The 17,612-nt window shown below is 67.9% G+C and carries 18 protein-coding genes; 8 read left to right on the top strand and 10 right to left on the bottom strand.

All coding sequences use genetic code 11. The features are described from left to right. Positions 1 to 21 precede the first annotated feature (21 nt). The gene (locus tag AA0Y20_RS02745) at positions 22 to 1,539 is read right to left on the bottom strand and encodes a methyltransferase (RefSeq protein ID WP_412937264.1); all 1,518 of its coding nucleotides are present in this window, start codon (positions 1,537 to 1,539) and stop codon (positions 22 to 24) included. A gap of 127 nt (positions 1,540 to 1,666) precedes the next feature. Here AA0Y20_RS02745 and AA0Y20_RS02750 point away from each other — a divergent pair, with 127 nt between their 5' ends. From AA0Y20_RS02750 to trxA, 4 genes are all read left to right on the top strand, one after another. Continuing rightward, positions 1,667 to 3,808: a DUF6049 family protein gene (locus AA0Y20_RS02750; protein ID WP_412937266.1), complete on the top strand. Its 2,142-nt coding sequence runs from the start codon at positions 1,667 to 1,669 to the stop codon at positions 3,806 to 3,808. Next, a complete protein-coding gene (gene murJ / locus AA0Y20_RS02755; protein WP_412937268.1) occupies positions 3,805 to 5,400 on the top strand; it encodes a murein biosynthesis integral membrane protein MurJ in 1,596 nt (531 codons plus the stop codon). The genes AA0Y20_RS02750 and murJ overlap by 4 nt, the downstream gene beginning before the upstream one ends. Positions 5,401 to 5,502: 102 nt before the next feature. Then, positions 5,503 to 6,534 (top strand): thioredoxin-disulfide reductase, encoded by a 1,032-nt coding sequence (trxB, locus tag AA0Y20_RS02760; protein ID WP_412937270.1) that lies wholly within the window; start codon positions 5,503 to 5,505, stop codon positions 6,532 to 6,534. Between the two features lie 68 nt (positions 6,535 to 6,602). After that, positions 6,603 to 6,926 carry a thioredoxin gene (gene trxA, locus AA0Y20_RS02765; RefSeq protein ID WP_023953450.1) on the top strand — a complete coding sequence of 108 codons (324 nt, stop codon included), beginning with the start codon at positions 6,603 to 6,605 and terminating at the stop codon, positions 6,924 to 6,926. Positions 6,927 to 7,006: 80 nt separating this feature from the next. Here trxA and AA0Y20_RS02770 read toward each other — a convergent pair whose 3' ends face one another. The 9 genes from AA0Y20_RS02770 to rpmH form a co-directional block, all read right to left on the bottom strand. Then, complete coding sequence (locus AA0Y20_RS02770) at positions 7,007 to 7,345, bottom strand: tryptophan synthase subunit alpha (protein ID WP_412937273.1); 339 nt, start codon at positions 7,343 to 7,345, stop codon at positions 7,007 to 7,009. A 34-nt stretch (positions 7,346 to 7,379) separates the two neighbouring features. Then, positions 7,380 to 8,357, bottom strand: coding sequence for a ParB/RepB/Spo0J family partition protein (locus AA0Y20_RS02775; RefSeq protein ID WP_412937275.1), 978 nt, complete (start codon positions 8,355 to 8,357; stop codon positions 7,380 to 7,382). Continuing rightward, the gene (locus AA0Y20_RS02780) at positions 8,357 to 9,286 is read right to left on the bottom strand and encodes a ParA family protein (protein WP_412937277.1); all 930 of its coding nucleotides are present in this window, start codon (positions 9,284 to 9,286) and stop codon (positions 8,357 to 8,359) included. Before AA0Y20_RS02780 ends, AA0Y20_RS02775 begins: the two co-directional genes overlap by 1 nt. A 130-nt stretch (positions 9,287 to 9,416) precedes the next feature. Beyond that, positions 9,417 to 10,064 carry a 16S rRNA (guanine(527)-N(7))-methyltransferase RsmG gene (rsmG, locus tag AA0Y20_RS02785; RefSeq protein ID WP_412937278.1) on the bottom strand — a complete coding sequence of 216 codons (648 nt, stop codon included), beginning with the start codon at positions 10,062 to 10,064 and terminating at the stop codon, positions 9,417 to 9,419. Beyond that, a complete protein-coding gene (locus AA0Y20_RS02790; RefSeq protein ID WP_412937279.1) occupies positions 10,057 to 10,563 on the bottom strand; it encodes a protein jag in 507 nt (168 codons plus the stop codon). The genes rsmG and AA0Y20_RS02790 overlap by 8 nt, the downstream gene beginning before the upstream one ends. Positions 10,564 to 10,608: 45 nt before the next feature. Beyond that, entirely contained in the window at positions 10,609 to 11,697 is a 1,089-nt protein-coding gene (yidC, locus tag AA0Y20_RS02795; protein ID WP_412939689.1) for a membrane protein insertase YidC, read from the bottom strand. 7 nt (positions 11,698 to 11,704) lie between these two features. Further along, on the bottom strand, positions 11,705 to 12,061 hold the full coding sequence (gene yidD, locus AA0Y20_RS02800; RefSeq protein ID WP_412939690.1) for a membrane protein insertion efficiency factor YidD: 357 nt from the start codon (positions 12,059 to 12,061) through the stop codon (positions 11,705 to 11,707). Beyond that, entirely contained in the window at positions 12,058 to 12,396 is a 339-nt protein-coding gene (rnpA, locus tag AA0Y20_RS02805; protein ID WP_412937281.1) for a ribonuclease P protein component, read from the bottom strand. Before rnpA ends, yidD begins: the two co-directional genes overlap by 4 nt. A gap of 13 nt (positions 12,397 to 12,409) precedes the next feature. Further along, positions 12,410 to 12,547 carry a 50S ribosomal protein L34 gene (gene rpmH, locus AA0Y20_RS02810; protein WP_036304730.1) on the bottom strand — a complete coding sequence of 46 codons (138 nt, stop codon included), beginning with the start codon at positions 12,545 to 12,547 and terminating at the stop codon, positions 12,410 to 12,412. Positions 12,548 to 12,943: 396 nt separating this feature from the next. On the opposite strand from rpmH, the gene dnaA reads away from it, so the two are divergent. From dnaA to AA0Y20_RS02830, 4 genes are all read left to right on the top strand, one after another. Continuing rightward, positions 12,944 to 14,269 carry a chromosomal replication initiator protein DnaA gene (gene dnaA / locus AA0Y20_RS02815; protein WP_396652017.1) on the top strand — a complete coding sequence of 442 codons (1,326 nt, stop codon included), beginning with the start codon at positions 12,944 to 12,946 and terminating at the stop codon, positions 14,267 to 14,269. Positions 14,270 to 14,710: 441 nt separating this feature from the next. Further along, the gene (dnaN, locus tag AA0Y20_RS02820; protein ID WP_412937282.1) at positions 14,711 to 15,850 is read left to right on the top strand and encodes a DNA polymerase III subunit beta; all 1,140 of its coding nucleotides are present in this window, start codon (positions 14,711 to 14,713) and stop codon (positions 15,848 to 15,850) included. Between the two features lie 58 nt (positions 15,851 to 15,908). Then, positions 15,909 to 17,075 carry a DNA replication/repair protein RecF gene (gene recF, locus AA0Y20_RS02825; protein ID WP_412937284.1) on the top strand — a complete coding sequence of 389 codons (1,167 nt, stop codon included), beginning with the start codon at positions 15,909 to 15,911 and terminating at the stop codon, positions 17,073 to 17,075. Then, complete coding sequence (locus AA0Y20_RS02830; RefSeq protein ID WP_412937286.1) at positions 17,062 to 17,550, top strand: DUF721 domain-containing protein; 489 nt, start codon at positions 17,062 to 17,064, stop codon at positions 17,548 to 17,550. The genes recF and AA0Y20_RS02830 overlap by 14 nt, the downstream gene beginning before the upstream one ends. Positions 17,551 to 17,612: the final 62 nt, after the last annotated feature.

Here is a 17,612-nt window from a genome sequence, read left to right on the forward strand (position 1 = left end):
CCGGCGCTCCCGAGGGCGGGGTCAGTCGGCGAAGTGCAGGAACCCCGTGAACAGCAGTTCGCGCACACGCGGCAGCAGATCGGCGCGGAGCGCTGCCGCGTCGACCTCGAGCAGATCGGCGATCGCCGAGACGAGCACACCGACCGGCAGGTCGCCGTCGCTGGCTCCGACCAGGGCCGCGAGCGCCGGATCGACGTCGAGCACACGGCCGAAACCCCCTCCCTGGCGCAGTTCGATCACCTGGGGGTCCTCGGCTCCGGGAACGTGGTGGCGCGCTTCGGTCACATCCGGTGCGACCCGCAGCACCGCGGCACCCAGATTCGCATCCGTCATGCTCGAGAGCCGCTGCCAGGCCGACAGCGCCTCACCGATATGAGGACCGAGAGCTCCCGGAATGCTGCCCGTGATCCGCTCATAGCGAGCGAGCGTCGGGATGACGGCGGGGCGGTGCAGAGTGATGTACCCGAAGCCCACGGCGGTGACCCCGCGCGCGGCGAAGTCGTCGAGCCACGCCTGCACGAGCGGTGCGTACGCGGGCGAACCGGGCGCGGTCCCCCCGTCACGGACCCACAGCTCGGCGTAGGCGAGCGGATCGAGCTGTTCGCGCTCGACGACCCAGGCATCGAGCGCGACCGACGACCCCGACACCCACGACCGCACCCGGTCCAGCCCGTCCTCACCGGGGCGGTACTCCCAGTTGCCGAGCAACTGCGCGACTCCGCCCGGCGCGAGCACCGAGCCGACCTGGCTCACGAAGGCGGCGACGAGGTCGTCGCCCGACATCCCACCGTCCCGGTACTCATACGCGGGCACTCCCTCCACGCGCGGCGTGATGACGAACGGCGGGTTGGAGACGACTCGCTCGAACAGCTCACCCGCCACCGGCTCGAACAGGCTGCCGGCACGAGTCTCGATGCCGTCGACGTCATTCAGCAGTGCATTCAGCCGCGTGAACGCGAGGGCGCGCTCCGAGACGTCCGTCGCCACGACGGTGTCGCCGGCCCGGCGCGCACGGAGCGCCTGGATGCCGCACCCGGTGCCGATGTCGAGCACGCGTCCGACCCGCGACGTGAGCTGCAGCCCCGCGAGCGTCAGCGAGGCACCGCCCACCCCGAGGACGTGACCGGTGGGCAGCGGGCCGCCCACGGCGGCCTCGTCAAGGTCGCTCGCGATCCACCAGTGGCCCTCGCCCGCGGCATCCGAAATGTCCTGCGGCCGCACGAGGGCATCGGGCACGACGAGGTCGCCATCGAGGTGAGCGAGACCGAGGTCGACGAGTCCCGCCGCGCCGAGCGAGGGCAACGCGGCGTCCACCGACGCGTGCCGCGCCGATCCGCCCAGGAACAGCAGACCGGCCAGCACCGCCAGAGCGTCGGTGCGTCCGGCCAGCACCCGGCGAGCGGGCTCGATGAGCCCGTGGCCCACGGCCGTGTCGACCATCCCGCCCCAGAGCTCCCGCACGGCGTCGGCGCGGTAGCCCGCGGCATCCAGATCGGTACGGAGCGCCGCGCAGAGGTCGGCATCGGGATGCAGGGTCACTCCCCCATTCAACCGTGCGTCCGCCCGAAAAGCCCCAGGCCCGGCCCGCCTCGGATGACGCACAGGACGGCCGCTCTAGACTCTGTGCGACCCTGCGGTCGGGTATCGCAGCGTGTCGAGAACCGCCATGACCGACATTTCCCCTGCCACCGCCCGCGCTCGTCGCGGTCGTCGCGGTGCCCGCGTACTCGGCTGGCTCGCTGCCGCGGCGATCGTGATCGCCCCGCTGACCTCTCCCGCACTCGCTCTCGCCGAGACGCCGTCGAGCCCGTCGCCCAGCGCGAGCCCGTCCCCCAGCGGCAGCCCGACGCCCGGGATCGCCTCGCTGATCGCCGCTCCCGCGAACGGCGGTCTCGTCGAGACCGGCGCCGATGCCGTCATCTCGGTCGATCAGCGCAACGCGTCCCCACGCGCACTGCCGGCAGGCACCGTCTCGGTCGCCCTGTCGCGCACCGCCCTGACCTCGCAGCAGGCCGTCACCGACTGGCTGCGACCCGGCGACGACACGGACGAGAGCCTGCCGGTCTTCGAAGAGGTCGCTCGCGCCGATGTCGCCGAGCTCTCGGCGGGCGACGAACGTGCCACGAACGTGTCGATCTCCGCCACCGAGAAGGATCTCGTCGGCCTGGCCCCCGGTGTCTACCCGGTATCGGTGTCGGCCCCGGGCGGGTCGTCGCGCACCGTCATCACCGTTCCCCGTGGCGACGCACCAGCCCGCTCGGCCACCGTCGTCGTCCCGATCACGGCCGGCGCCCGCACCTCGGGTCTCCTCACGGCGACCGAGCTCGGCGAGCTCACCGGTGAGGACGGTGCCCTCAGCGGGGCGCTCGACGCCGTCGCCGGAACGTCCGCCGTGCTCGCCGTCGACCCCGCGATCGTCGCGTCGATCCGCGTCCTCGGCTCGAGCGCGCCCGCCACCGCCACGGGGTGGCTCGCGAGCCTCATGGCTCTCCCCAACGAGCGCTTCGCTCTGCAGTTCGGCGACGCCGACCTGGCGACGCAGGTGCATGCCGGCCTCACGACGCCGCTCGAACCCACGACGCTCGCGCCCTACGCCGATCCGGCGAACTTCAGCGCCACGGCGGGCTCCACGGCCCCGGCGGCGGTGCCCGATCTGCGGCAGCTGCTCGCCGTCGGGACCATTGCGAACACGGTCGCCGACGTGTTCTGGCCCGCGAGCGGAACCGCAGGACCGGATGTCGTCACGACGATCGATGCGCAGGCCGGAGCGGATGCCGATGCGCTCACCCTCGTTCCGTCCGACACGGTGTCGGGCGGCGACGGGGGCGTTCGAGCGGCGGCAGGCGATGCCGGTCTCCTCGTGTACGACCGCACGGTCTCCGCCGAGCTCGCCCGCGTTGCTGCAGCATCCGACGATGCTCCGGTCCGCAGCGCCGAGCTCGCGGCTGCCACGGCTCAGGTCGCGCTGAGCGGCGAGGGTCCGATCGTCGCGACGATCGACCGTCCCGCGACGAGCTCGCGCACCGCGATCAGGACCGCCATCACGGCGGTGACCGGGAGTCCGGGTGCGACGGCGACCTCTCTCATCGACCTCCGTAGCGCCGCAGCGGCTCAGGTCACCGTCGCCGACATCCCCGCCGACGCAGACCGCGTCGGAGCCCTGCAGCGCTTCCTCGCCGACGAGGAACGGCTCGCGACCTTCGCTACCGCCCTGGTCGAGCCCGCGCAGCTGACCGCACGCGAACGCACGGCCATCCTGCAGCTGATCGGTGACGCCTGGCTGACCGAGCCGACCGCGTGGGCGGCGGCCGTGGCGCAGCACGAGGAGAACACCGAGAGCACGTTGGATGCCGTGGGCATCGCCAACCCCGGCACGATCAACTTCCTGGCCACGAGCGCCCCGATACCCGTCACCGTGCGCAACGACCTGCCGTGGCCGGTGTCCCTCGTGCTCTTCGCCGAGACCGGAGACCCCCGCCTCATCGTGCAGGAGACGACCGTCGTCGAGGCGGGGGCGCAGCAGAACACGCGCGTCGACGTTCCGGTCGAGGCTCGTGTCGGAAGCGGCGAGACCACGCTCAGCCTGCAGCTGCGCAGCACGGCCGCCGTGCCGATCGGCGCACCCGAGGCCATCGGCCTCACGGTCCGCGCGGAATGGGAGTCGGTCGGGATCACCGCCGTCATCGTCATCGTCGTCGTGCTGATCGCGGGCGGCATCATCCGTACGATCCTGAAGCTGCGCCGCCGCCGGGACGACAGAGCGTCGGCACAGAACGACATCCCCGAACAGCAGGAGAACACCGAGTGAGCGGAATCGGCCGGGCAGGAGCGGTCGTCGCCGCGGGAACACTCGTCTCCCGGGTCACGGGTCTCGTGCGCAACATCGTGCTCGCTGCGGCACTCGGCACGGTGGGCGCCGGCGCGGCGGACGCATTCACGCTCGCCACCCAGCTGCCGAACAACATCTACGCGATCATCTCGTCGGGCCTTCTCGCCGGTGTGATCGTCCCCCAGATCATCCAGGCGGCGAAGCACCGGGACGGCGGCAGCGCGTTCGTGTCGAAGCTGCTGACGCTCGGGGTGATCGCCCTGGCGGTGACGACAGCTGTCGCGGTCGTCGCCGCTCCCCTGCTGGTGGTCGCCTACGGCGAGAGGCTCGCGCCCGAGACGCAGGCCTTGGCCTTGGCCTTCGCCTACTGGTGCCTCCCCCAGTTGCTCTTCTACGGCCTCTACGCGCTGCTCGGCGAGATCCTCAACGCCCGGCGGGTGTTCGGCCCCTTCGCCTGGTCGCCGATCATCAACAACGTCGTCTCCATCGCCGGTTTCCTGGTCTTCATCTGGATGTTCGGCGTCCGCGAGGACGCGGCCGGGTGGACCCCCACGATGGTCGCGATCATGGGTGGCACGGCGACGCTCGGCATCGTCTTCCAGGCGCTCGTGCTGCTGCTGTTCTGGCGCCGAGCAGGCTTGCGCGTCCGCCCCGACTTCCACTGGCGCGGCATCGGCCTCCGGCACATCGGCCGGCTGGCCGGCTGGACCTTCCTGATGGTCGTCGTCGGCCAGGTCGCGGGACTCATCCAGACCAACATCGTGGGCTCGGCATCATCGAGTGGACCGTCGATCGCCGTGCTCTCATACGCGTGGCTCGTCTTCATGCTCCCGTTCTCGGTGATCGTGCTGTCGATCGGGACCCCCTACTTCACTCGGCTCAGCGAGCACGTCTCCGCCGGCCGCCCCGACGCTCTGCGCGCGGACCTCGATACGGCGACCCGGACCATCGGGATCTTCATGGTCGGCGCACTTGCGGCGATCGCGGCGGCGGTCGTCCCGATCTCACGCGTTTTCACAAAGACACCGGATGCGGCGGAGGCCTTCGCCTGGGTGCTTGCCGCCTATCTGGTGGCCCTCCTGCCGCTGTCGTTCCAGTTCGTGCTGCAGCGGACGTTCTACGCCCATCAAGACACGCGCACGCCGTTCTTCTTCACGCTGGCCCAGGCCGTGCTCGTCGTGGTCACCGCCCTCATCGCCGCAGCAGTGCTCCCCCTCGAGCACCTCGCCGTGGGCATCGCCCTCGGACAGTCTCTGGCGAACATCGTGCAGCTCGCTCTCGCTGTTGTTCTGCTGCGCCGCAAGATCGGCCCGCTCGGCCTCGGCGGCGCTGTGCGTGCGGTCCTGCGGTTCATCGTCGCCGGAGTCCCGGCCGCGGTCATCGGCTGGCTCGTCTTCTCGTGGCTGGGCGGCAGTGCCGGCTGGGTCGCCGGCGGGTATGTCGGGGCGTTGCTGGGCGGTGCCGTGATCGGAGGCGTGACGCTCATCGTGTACGTCTTCCTCCTCGCGCTGCTCCGGGCGCCGGAGCTCGGCACGGCCGTCCGCACCGTACGCCGCATCCTCGGTCGCTGACGCGCCGCCTCTCGCCGCCGGGGAATGCCCCGCGACTACCATGGGTTGGACGTGTCGGGGTATCCGCGACGCGGATTCCAGACCCCAGAAAGGGATGTCGACGTGCGACAGGTCATCATCATCGGATCCGGCCCCGCCGGCTACACGGCTGCGATCTACGCGGCACGCGCGAACCTGAAGCCCCTGCTGATCGCGAGCTCCGTCGAAGCGGGCGGCGAGCTGATGAACACCACCGAGGTCGAGAACTTCCCCGGCTTCCCCGAGGGCATCATGGGGCCCGACCTCATGACCAAGATGCAGGAGCAGGCCGAGAAGTTCGGCACCGAGGTCCTTTACGACGACGTCGTCGAGCTCGACATCGACGGCCCCGTCAAGAAGGTCACCCTCGGCAGCGGCGCGACCCATGAGGCCGACAGCCTGGTCTTCGCGACCGGCTCGGCCCCGCGCAAGATCGGCATCGAGGGCGAGAGCCGCCTGTCGGGCCGTGGTGTGTCGTACTGCGCCACCTGCGACGGCTTCTTCTTCCGCGAGCGCACGATCGCCGTCGTCGGCGGCGGCGACTCCGCGATGGAAGAGGCGACGTTCCTGACGAAGTTCGCGTCGAAGGTGTACGTCATCCACCGCCGTGACGAGCTGCGTGCGTCGAAGATCATGCAGAACCGCGCCATGAACAACGACAAGATCGAGTTCATCTGGAACAGCGAGGTCGCTGACATCCTGGGTGAGGATGCCGTCACGGGTGTCGTCCTGCGCGATACGGTCGACGGCTCCACCCGCGAGCTGGCCCTCGACGGCATCTTCGTCGCGATCGGGTACGACCCGCGTACGCACCTGGTGCACGGATCGCTCGACCTGACCGAGCACGGCACCGTGTGGGTCGACGGACGATCGTCGCGCACCTCCGTGGCGGGCGTCTTCGCCGCCGGCGACGTCATCGACCCGACCTATCGCCAGGCGGTCACCGCCGCCGGCAGCGGAACGGTCGCGGCCCTCGACGTGGAGCACTATCTCGCCGCTCTCGGTGAGGCGTCCGAGCCCGCCGCCGACAGCTCGCCCCTGCGCGGACGTCCTGATGAGGGCCTCGAGTCGCTCGTCGCCGAGACCGAGACGACTGAAGAGAGCGATGCGGCCTGACGGCCGCCCGGAACAATTCACCCGCCCGCGTCGTTGACGTAGGCGACACCCTTTCGAAGGAGATCACCATGACCGCCAAGGCCACGACCGAGAGCACCTGGCAGCAGGACGTCCTCGACGCCGATGGACCCGTCCTCGTCGACTTCTGGGCCGCCTGGTGCGGTCCCTGCCGCATGGTCGGACCCATCCTCGACGAGATCGCCACGGAGCACCCCGAGAAGATCACGGTCCTCAAGCTGAACGTCGATGAGAACCCCAACCTCGCCATGCAGTACCAGATCACCTCCATCCCGGCGATGAAGGTGTTCAATAAGGGTGAGGTCGAGAAGACGATCATCGGCGCGAAGCCGAAATTCGCGCTCGAGCAGGATCTCGCCTCGTACATCGGCTGATTCCACAGACACACGAAGACCCGGTCAGATTATATATCTGACCGGGGCTTTTCTGTATCCGGGAGCGGGCATCCCGCGCGTCAGGATGCGTCTGCGCGCGTCGCAGCATCCCAACGTCGGTGGGGCTCACTGCCGAGCAACCGCCACACGGCACGTGTCAGTTCCGGATGATCCATCGCGATCTGGCGAAGCACGCGGTAGTTGCGTGCCGCGCTGGGGCGCCCCCCGCCGTAGGCGGCGATGTTCTCGGCACGCAGCATCAGAACCACGAGCTCGTCGACCGACGGCAGCTCCTCCATGAACTCCCACGGGTCTTCTCCCGCGCGAAGGCGCTCCTCGACGAGGACCGAAAGCTCGTCCGACGCCTCGGCGCGCAGCAGCTCGACGCTGGCTCGGCGGGGATTCTGCTCGTCGTTCACCGAACAAGCCTACGTCGCACGACCGACACCGGGGTCAGCGTGCGCCGTACGCGTCCTCACCCAGCTCGGCCAGGATCCGGTTCAGGTCCTGGATCGTCGCGAAATCGACCACGATCTGACCCTTGCGGGCACCGAGCGAGATCTTCACCTTGGTGTCGAGCCGATCGCCGAGCCGTCCGGCGACGTCGTCGAGGTGTGCACGCACCCCGCCGGCCTTCGGAGCCGGCCGCCGCGTTCCCGCGGTCTCGATGGTCTTCGCAGCGGCCTCAGCGGCCCGAACCGACAGGTCTTCGTTGACGATCTTGTCAGCGAGGCGCTGCATGCCGTCGGGACCGTCGACGGAGAGGATCGCGCGAGCGTGACCGGCGCTGAGAACGCCGGCGGCCACACGCTGCTGTACCGGCACCGGCAGACGCAGCAGGCGGATCGTGTTGCTGATCTGCGGGCGTGAGCGTCCGATGCGGGTGGCGAGCTCTTCCTGCGTGATGCCGAAATCTTCGAGCAACTGCTGGTAGGCAGACGCCTCTTCCAACGGATTCAGCTGCGAGCGGTGGAGGTTCTCGAGCAGGGCGTCGCGGAGGAGGTTCTCGTCGGAGGTGTCACGCAGGACCGCGGGGATCGCGGTGAGCCCGGCCTCCCGCGCAGCGCGGGTGCGCCGCTCCCCCATGATCAGCTCGTACTTGCCGTCCTCGTTCGTCCGTACGACGACGGGCTGCAGCACACCGAACTCGCGAACGCTGTGCACCAGCTCGGCGAGGTCATCGCTGTCGAAATGCGTGCGCGGCTGCCGCGGGTTGGGGACGATCTCGTTCGGATCGACCTGAATGAGTGCGGTGCCGGGGATCGAGACGAGTTCGGGAGCGTCATCCTGCTTCACCGACTCGGGCGCCTCGACCGTGGTGGCCGTGGTCGAGCCGCCCGGGAAGAAGACGTCGACGGGACGTGCCGCCGTCGCCTCCGACGTCGGGATGAGTGCGCCGATTCCTCGACCCAGTCCGGTGCGCTTGGCCATCAGGCTTCTCCCTTGTTTCCTCGTGTCGTCGCAGAAGCTCGCTGAGCGATCTCGACGGCCGCCTCGCGGTATGCCACAGCGCCGGCCGACTGCCCATCGTAAGCGATGACGGTCTGTCCGAAGCTCGGCGCTTCCGAGACGCGAACGGACCGCGGAATCACCGTGCGGAGCACTTCGTTCGGGAAGTGCGATCGCACCTCCTCCGCCACCTGCTGCGCCAGCCGGGTGCGCCCGTCGTACATCGTCAGAAGGATGGTGGACAAATGCAGGCGACTGTTCAGGTGCTTCTGGATCATCGACACGCTGCCGAGAAGCTGGCTGAGGCCCTCGAGGGCGTAGTACTCGCACTGAATCGGGATCAACAGCTCATGCGCCGCGGTGAACGCGTTGATGGTCAGGAGTCCGAGCGACGGCGGGCAGTCGATCACGACGAAGTCGATACGCTCCTCGGCCGATGCGAGGTAGTCCTCGACGGCAGTACGGAGGCGGTGCTCCCGAGCAACCTGCGACACCAGCTCGATCTCCGCCCCCGCCAGGTGGATCGTGCTCGGTGCGCACAACAGGTTGGGTGATTCCGGGCTCACCTGGACGATGTCCGACAGCGGAAACTGGTCGATCAGCACGTCATAGACGCTGGGGACGTCCGCACTGTGCGGCACACCGAGCGCGGTGGAGGCGTTGCCTTGAGGATCGAGGTCGATGACGAGCACCCGTGCCCCCAGTGACGCGAGCGATGCCGCCAGATTGACGGCGGTCGTCGTCTTTCCGACGCCACCTTTCTGGTTCGACACGGTGATGACCCGGGTTGCTCCGGTGAAATCGACGGATACGGCATCCAGCGCACGGCGGCGGGACGACAGGTCGGCCAGCTCACGCGCCAGCGGAGAGTCGAACGTCAGCGACGTGCGGCCCGACTCGGGTTCTGCCATTCGTTCAACTCCTCGGTTCGTGATCTCATCACTCTACGGACGCCTCTCCATGTTTCACGTGAAACGGGCGGCGTGATGTTTCACGTGAAACGGCGGTTGCAACGGGCAGCCGGGCGTTTCACGTGAAACATCACCTCACGGTGGCGCGGATGACACGAGTCGGCTCCGCGAGAAGCGCAGCACCCACGGTCTCGACGCGCACGTCACTGAGACGGAATCGGCGGATGACCTTTTCCGCAGCGGCGATCTCTGCTTGCGCGTTCGCGCCCTTCAGCAGGATGAGCTCTCCGGCGTCCCGCACGAGCGGCGCGGTCAGGGGTATAAGGGTTCGCAGTGCGCTGACGGCACGCGCCGTGACGGCATCCAGAGTGCCGGCGCCCATCCAGTCTTCGGCACGCGATCGTACGATCTCGACGTTCTCCAGACCCAGGTCCTGGACCTGCTCTGCCAGCCACGCGACACGGCGTTCCATCGTCTCGATGAGCACCCACTCGACATCCGGGCGCGCAATCGCGAGCACCAGTCCCGGCAGACCGGCGCCAGAGCCGACATCGCCGACTCGCCCGGAGAAGAGGGGCGCGGCCGCGGCACAGTTCAGCACGTGACGCGTCCAGAGTCGCGGCAGCTCGAGCGGGCCGATCAGGCCTCGCTCTTCACCGTAAGCCGCCAGCGAAGCGGCGTACTGCCGAGCGAGATCCGCCCGGGGCCCGAAGAGCGCCTCGACCGCAACGGTCGGCTCCTGCTCGATCACGGTTGTTTCACGTGAAACATCAGCCATGACGGATGACGGTGTGTCGGTCCGCGCCCTCGCCGTACGACTCCGAGACGACACCGCGCTCGGACGCGATGTCATGGACGAGCTTGCGCTCGTAGCTGGACATCGCCGGCAGCGATGCCTGTGATGCGCCGTCGTTCAGTCGCTCGACGGCCCGATCCACGAGACGCTCCAGCTCACGCCGACGCGCGTCCCGCGATCCCCCGATGTCGAGGATGAGACGAGAGAAACGCCCGGTCTTCGTCTGAACCGCGATCCGCGTCAGCTCCTGCACAGCCTGCACGACATCCGGGTCCGCCAGCACTCGAAGTGCGCTCGCGTCGTCCGCCTCGACCGACACGTAGGCACGGCCGGCGCGCACGTCGAGGTTCAGGTCACCGTCGATGTCGGCGATGTCGAGCAGACCCTCGATGTAGTCGGCTGCGATGTCGCCTTCATGCTCGAGCTCTTCGACCGTCGCATCGGCGCGCTCGGTCGTCGGGGTCTCGGTGGGGTTCGTCATGATTCCTCGCGTGGTTCGATCTGTGCGCTGACAGGGCAGGCAGGGTCAGCCCTGCGAGCCGTCCTTATTCGACTGCTTCTTGGCCCGCTGCTTGCTCATCGGCTGCTGGCGCTTCGGCTGAGCCGCGCGAGCACGCTCCGCCTCTTCGAGCAGACGCTGCTGCTCGGCCTCGTACTTCTCCATGGAGATCACACGGCCCTTCGCGTCCAGCGCCTTCCCCTTGCGCGCGAGACGCTCTTCGCGCGCCTTTGCTGCCTCGGAACCGGGGGTCGGCAGGTTGCGGATGACGATGAACTGCTGCGCCATGGTCCAGATGTTCGAGGTGAACCAGTACATGACGACACCGAGCGGGAAGAAGACGCCGGAGAAGATGAAGGCGAGAGGCAGAACGTAGAGCATGATCTTCTGCATCTGGTACGCCTGGCCCGTCTTGGCCTCGGGCGACAGGTTCTTCGAGATGATCTGCAGCTGCGTGATGAACTGCGACGCGATCATGAGCACGACGAGGATCACGAGGATGGTGACCGTCGCGGTCTGGCCGAGGTTGATCGCCTCGATCATGTTCGTGTGCAGGGGTGCGACGTCGAACAGCTGTGCGTCATAGAACTGCTTGGTCAGGTCGACGTTGAGCAGGCCGACACCACCGACGCCCCATTCGGCGTGCTTCTTGACGTCGCTGAGCGTGTAGAACATGCCGAGGAGGATGGGCATCTGCACGAGCAACGGGAGACAGCTCGACACCGGCGTCGTCCCGTGCTTCTTGTAGAGCGCCATCGTCTCTCGGCTCATGGCCTCACGTGAGAGCTGGTCGCGCTTGCCGCGGTACTTCTCCTGGATCTTGCGCATCTCGGGCGCGAGCTCCATCATCTTCCGCTGGCTCTTGATCTGCCGCACGAACAGCGGGATCAGGGCGGAACGCACCACGATGACCAGACCGATGATCGACATCACCCACGTGGCACCCGCTGCCGCCGGCATCCCCACCGCGGTGAGGACCCAGTGCCAGAACACCAGGATCGCCTCGACGAGGAACTTGAACGGCCACATGATCGTGCTGAAGAAGTCAGCACCGCCGGGAGGAGGAGTCGTCGGGGTCGGCACGACGGGAGTCGGCGTGGCGAGGAAGAGATCCAGCACGGGATCAGTCCTTTCTCGGCGGCACGACGAAGCCGTGCCTGGTCAGGGTGTGGCGGAAGTCCCGATGGGCGGGGACGTCGTCGACGCCTCCCATCGCCCACGGGTGGCATCGGGCGAGCCGGGCAGCGGCGAGGGCGGTGCCCTTCACGAGGCCGTGCTGCTGCACGGCTCCCACGGCATACGCGGAGCAGCTCGGGTAGTACTTGCAGACGTCGCCGTAGAGGGGCGAGACGACAGACCGGTAGGCGTGCAGCAGGGCGATCCCCGCATTGCGCGGAACGAGGGGGACGGCCCGAGCGACCGATGCCGGCGAGAGGCGGCCATCGCCGACGGATGCTGTCGGCAGCGTCGACCAGCTCATACCGCCGCACGTCGTCGCAGACACCGTTCCACCTCGTCTCTCAGATCCGCGAAATCCGAGCGCGCCGCGGACGGGAGCGCTCGGATGACGATGTCGGCGCCCTCTCGGACGTCGGGAAGGGCCTGCGCGCAAACGGCCTTCAGCCGTCGGCGCACTGTATTGCGCACGACGGCTGATCCGACTTGCTTGCTGACGATGAAACCGAAGCGCGGTGGCCGGCTCGAGCCGGTGGACACCACATAGGTCACGGTGTGGGCACCCGCACAGCGAACACCCCCGCGGACGACGGCCTTGTAATCCGCCCCGCGCGTGATCCGGTTTCCGCGCGCCAGCACAGAAGAGGCTGTGTCAGGCCGACAGCTCGGTGCGGCCCTTGCCGCGGCGAGCCGACAGGATGGCGCGACCGGCGCGGGTGCGCATGCGGGCGCGGAAGCCGTGCTTCTTGGCGCGGCGGCGGTTGTTGGGCTGGAACGTGCGCTTGCTCATAGGGATCACTCCGGATCGGCGGTCACCGGAACGCTTCAGACCGGGGACACGGGGGTACAGGACTGCCCTTGCGGGCATAAGTCAACCGACTAAGGGTACGTCGCGTCGTCCTGTAACTCAAACCGGAGCGATGGGAACCCGCAATTATCCACCGCTGTACACAGGCTCTGGCGGCGACACGCGGGCCGGAACTACAGTGGATTTGGCGCTCCCGACACCGCATGACTAGCGTGTCACGGGCAGTTATCCACAGCTATCCCCAGATTGGGCCATCGCTGTGTGGACAAGCATCGATCATCCGCGGGGGAACTCTTGGCTCAGCACGATCTCCCGGACGTCCCGGTGTGGAACGCGGTCCTCGACCTGCTCGCCGACGACGACCGGGTGACGCCCCAGATGCAGGGCTTCCTGAGTCTCGCCGTCGCACAGGGCGTCATGGGCGGAACGCTCTACCTCGACGTTCCGAACGACCTCACCGCCGCACAGCTCAACAAGCGGCTGCGTCAGCCCATTATGGAAGCGCTCGCGCACGTTCACGTCGACCCCGGCGCCTCGAGCTACCGCGTGGTCGTGAACCCCGAGCTCGCCGACGCCCACCTGACGGCACCGATCCCCGTCCAGTCCGCGGCCGCGCCGGCGCCGTTGCGTCCCGCTGGCGAGGAATACGTCGAGGCGCCCGTCTCGACGTCGCGTCACGACACCCGGCTGAACCCCAAGTACACGTTCGACAACTTCGTCATCGGCCAGTCCAACCGCTTCGCCCACGCAGCCGCGGTCGCCGTGGCCGAGGCACCGGCCAAGGCGTACAACCCGCTGTTCATCTACGGCGACTCGGGTCTCGGCAAGACCCACCTCCTCCACGCGATCGGCGACTACGCGCTCAACCTCTACACCGGCATCCGCGTCCGGTACGTCTCGAGCGAAGAGTTCACCAACGACTTCATCAACTCGATCGCGAACAACCGCGGATCCGCCTTCCAGGCGCGTTATCGCGAGGTCGACATCCTGCTCATCGACGACATCCAGTTCCTGCAGGGACGCGCCGAGACGCAGGAGGCGTTCTTCCACACGTTCAACACCCTGCACGACCACGACAAGCAGGTCGTGATCACGAGCGATGTCCCCCCGCGCCATCTCACCGGCTTCGAGGACCGCATGCGGAGCCGCTTCGAGTGGGGCCTGATCACCGACGTCCAGGCGCCCGACCTCGAGACCCGTATCGCGATCCTGCGCAAGAAGGCGCAGTCCGAACGCCTCCTGGTGCCCGACGACGTGCTCGAGTACATCGCCACCAAGGTCTCGTCGAACATCCGCGAGCTCGAGGGTGCCCTCATCCGCGTGTCCGCGTTCGCGAGCCTCAATCGCTCCAACCTCGACATCTCCCTCGCACAGACCGTGCTGCGCGACATCGTGGATCAGGATGACGCGAACGTCATCTCGCCCACCGACATCATCACCGCCACGGCCCAGTACTTCCGCCTGTCGGTCGACGATCTGTACGGATCGAGCCGGTCGCAGGCCGTCGCTACCGCCCGACAGATCGCGATGTACCTCTGCCGTGAGCGCACGAGCCTGTCACTGCCGAAGATCGGTCAGCTGTTCGGCAATCGCGACCACACGACCGTGATGTACGCGTACAAGAAGATCAGCGAGCTCATGAAGGAGCGCCGCTCGATCTACAACCAGGTCTCCGAGATCACCTCGCAGCTCGGCCGTCGCTGAGTTCCCCTCACTGACGCGGCTCGACAGCAGCGACGCGCCCGCCTGCGGGCTCAGCTTGACAGCGCCCGGACGACGGCCCATGATGCCGTTCTGCACAGTGTGGAAAACCTGTGGATAACTCTGATTCGTCGTCGAACAGTTGTGAGCGAATCACACATCTCCTGTGGATCGCGGCTCGACGGCGGGAGATGGCCGCCGGCTGTCATCCCAAGCTCATCCGCAGCCGGCTCACAAGTTACAGACGTGTGGTTCCCGTGTCCTGACTGGCATCCCCAGAGTTGTCCACAGTTTCCACAGCAGTGAAGAAGAAGACAGTTACATCTAGAAGATTTGCGATTCGATCACCTCGACGGCGCCGAGCCCGGCCGGACGGGTGCTTCGGGAACGACTCGACTTGGGCACTAGCATGGGAGAGCTTTCATCCACGACAAGGGAGCGCCAGTGAAGTTCCAGGTCAATCGCGACGTCTTCAGCGAGGCTGTGTCGTTCGTCGTGAAGCTCCTCCCCCAGCGCAACCCGCAGCCGATCCTGGCGGGTGTGCTCATCGAGGCCACCGACGCCGGCCTGTCGCTGTCGGCTTTCGACTACGAGGCTTCGGCACGAACGACGATCGAAGCCACCATCGACGAACCGGGCACGATCCTCGTGCATGGTCGCCTGCTGTCCGAGATCGCCAGCCGTCTGCCGAACGCCCCGATCCAGATCGCCGTCGATGACGACGGGATCCTCCTCACCTGCGGATCGGCTCGCTTCACCCTGGCGTCGATGCCGGTGCAGGAATACCCCGCCATCCCCGAGGTGTCCGGCGAATCCGGTGTCGTGCCGGCCGAGGATTTCGCCACGGCGATCTCGCAGGTCGCCTTCGCCGCCTCGCGCGACGACGTCACCCCCGTTCTCACCGGCGTTCAGCTCGAGGTGAGCGGCACGCAGCTGAGCCTCGTCGCCACCGACCGGTACCGCGTCGCGCTTCGTGACATCCCCTTCGACAGCGGCATCGTCGCCGACGAGAACACGACGACCGCCCTGGTCCCGGCGCGGACACTGACCGAGGTGGGAAAGACCTTCGCTCACTCGGGTGACATCACGGTCTCGTTCTCGGGTTCGGGCGACCGCGAGATCATCGCCTTCACGGCCGGCAACAAGACCGTCACATCGTTGCTGATCAAGGGCAATTTCCCGCCGGTCCGGCGACTCTTCCCCGAGGCGACCGATCACCATGCGGTCGTCAACACGGGCGAGCTGATCGAGGCCGTCCGACGCGTCGCGCTCGTCCTCGACCGCTCCGCCCCGCTGCGTTTCACGTTCGGTGCCGACGGGGTCTCGATGGACGCATCGGGCACCGAGCAGGCACGCGCGACGGAGTCGGTCGACGCGACGCTGACGGGGGAGGAAGTCGTCATCGGCCTCAACCCGCAGTACCTGCTCGAAGCCCTCGCGGCCGTGAAGAGCGAGTTCACGCGGGTCACGTTCACCTCGAGCGAGAACGCGAACAAGCTCAGCCCGATCCTCATCACCCCGCAGACCTCGGGTGGCGTGGAATCGTTCAAGTACCTGCTGCAGCCGAACCTCCTCCTTCGCTGATCGTCGGGCGCACGACCACCTCGGTGGGACTGTCCGAGACGAGAACTAGGGTGATCTGATGATCGTGGAGCAGTTGAGCCTGGTGGATTTCCGCAACTACGCGGCCGCCGAGCTCTCCCTGGCTCCCGGGGCGAACGTCTTTGTCGGGCGCAACGGCCAGGGCAAGACCAACCTCGCCGAAGCGATCGGGTACTTCGCGACGCTGGGATCGCACCGCGTCTCGCAGGACGCCCCGATGGTGCGCGATGGAGCGGATGCCGCCTTCGTCCGCGCTCGGCTCGCCCACGGCCAGCGGCGCGTGCAGCTCGAGGCGCAACTGAACCGCACGGGATCGAACAAGGCGCGCGTCAACGGGTCGCCGGTGCGCACCGCCGAGCTCCCCCGCTACGCGCAGGTGGTGCTGTTCGCTCCCGAAGATCTGCAGATCGTCCGCGGTGATCCGTCTGCTCGGCGTCGTTTCGCGGATCAGCTCCTCATCCAGCGCGCGCCCCGCCTCGCGGGCGTCCTCGGCGACTACGACCGCGTCCTCAAGCAGCGCAACGCACTGCTGAAATCGGCCCGGGCGCGCGGCATCCGAGGCGATGGGCTCGCGACGCTCGAGGTGTGGGACGACAAGCTCGTGACGCTCGGCACCGACGTCATCCGCGCTCGCCTCCGGCTCGCGGCGGAGCTGACGGGTCCGGTAGCGCGTGCCTACGCAGCCATCGCCGGAGCCGATCACCGTCCGCAGCTGCAGTGGGCCTTGTCCGTCGGTGGCGCGGATCCCGAGGAGGACGACTCGCCCGCCGATGCCGGCGTCGCCGATGCGGCAGCGATCGAGCAGCTGTTCCGCGCGGCCCTCGCCGATCGCCGCAGCGCTGAGCTCGATCGCGGGATCACTCTCGTCGGACCGCACCGTGATGATCTGATCCTGCGGATCCGCGACCTGCCCGTGAAGGGATACGCATCGCACGGCGAGTCGTGGTCGGTCGCGCTGTCGCTCCGGCTCGCTTCGGCCGAGCTCCTGCGCGCCGAATCGACGCTCGGCGACCCGATCGTCATCCTCGACGACGTCTTCGCCGAGCTCGATGCCGACCGGCGGGCTCGCCTCGCCGGGATCGTGGCCGATTACGAGCAGGTGATCGTGACGGCCGCGGTCGCCGAGGATGTTCCTCTCGACCTGCGCGCCCGCACGGTCCGCGTCGAGGCGGGAACGCTCCATGAGGACGACGATGCTTCCATCTGACGAGGCTCCCGAGACGATCTCGACCTACCTCCGTCTTCGCGGACTCGAACCGTCCGGACGGTGGAAGAAGCGGAAGCGGCAGCGGACCGACGACGACGAGAACCAGCCCTTCACCTCGGGGCGCGACCCGAAGGGGCTCGGCGACGTGATCGCCGACCTCACTCGTCAGGCCGGGTGGGACGCTCAGCTCTCGCGCGAAGACCTCGTGCTGCGCTGGGCCGAGGTCGCCGGCGAGGAGACCGCTCGCCATGCTTCTCCCGTGGCGCTCTCCGATGGTGTCCTCACCGTGCAGTGCGACTCGACGGCCTGGGCGAAGAACCTCCATCTCATGCGGACGGCGATCACGACGCAGCTCGTGAAAGCGTTCCCACAGTCAGGCGTCCAGTCAGTGCGTTTCGTGGGCCCGGACGTCCCCTCCTGGAAATGGGGCCCCAGAGCCGTTCCAGGCCGTGGCCCTCGCGATACCTACGGTTGAGCCACGTCCCCAGTCATCGAATCCGACTTTCGTTCGCCATACGGGCGCTGAGCGCCGCGTGA

This window comes from Microbacterium pratiae, assembly GCF_047302165.1.
Taxonomy (GTDB): domain Bacteria; phylum Actinomycetota; class Actinomycetes; order Actinomycetales; family Microbacteriaceae; genus Microbacterium.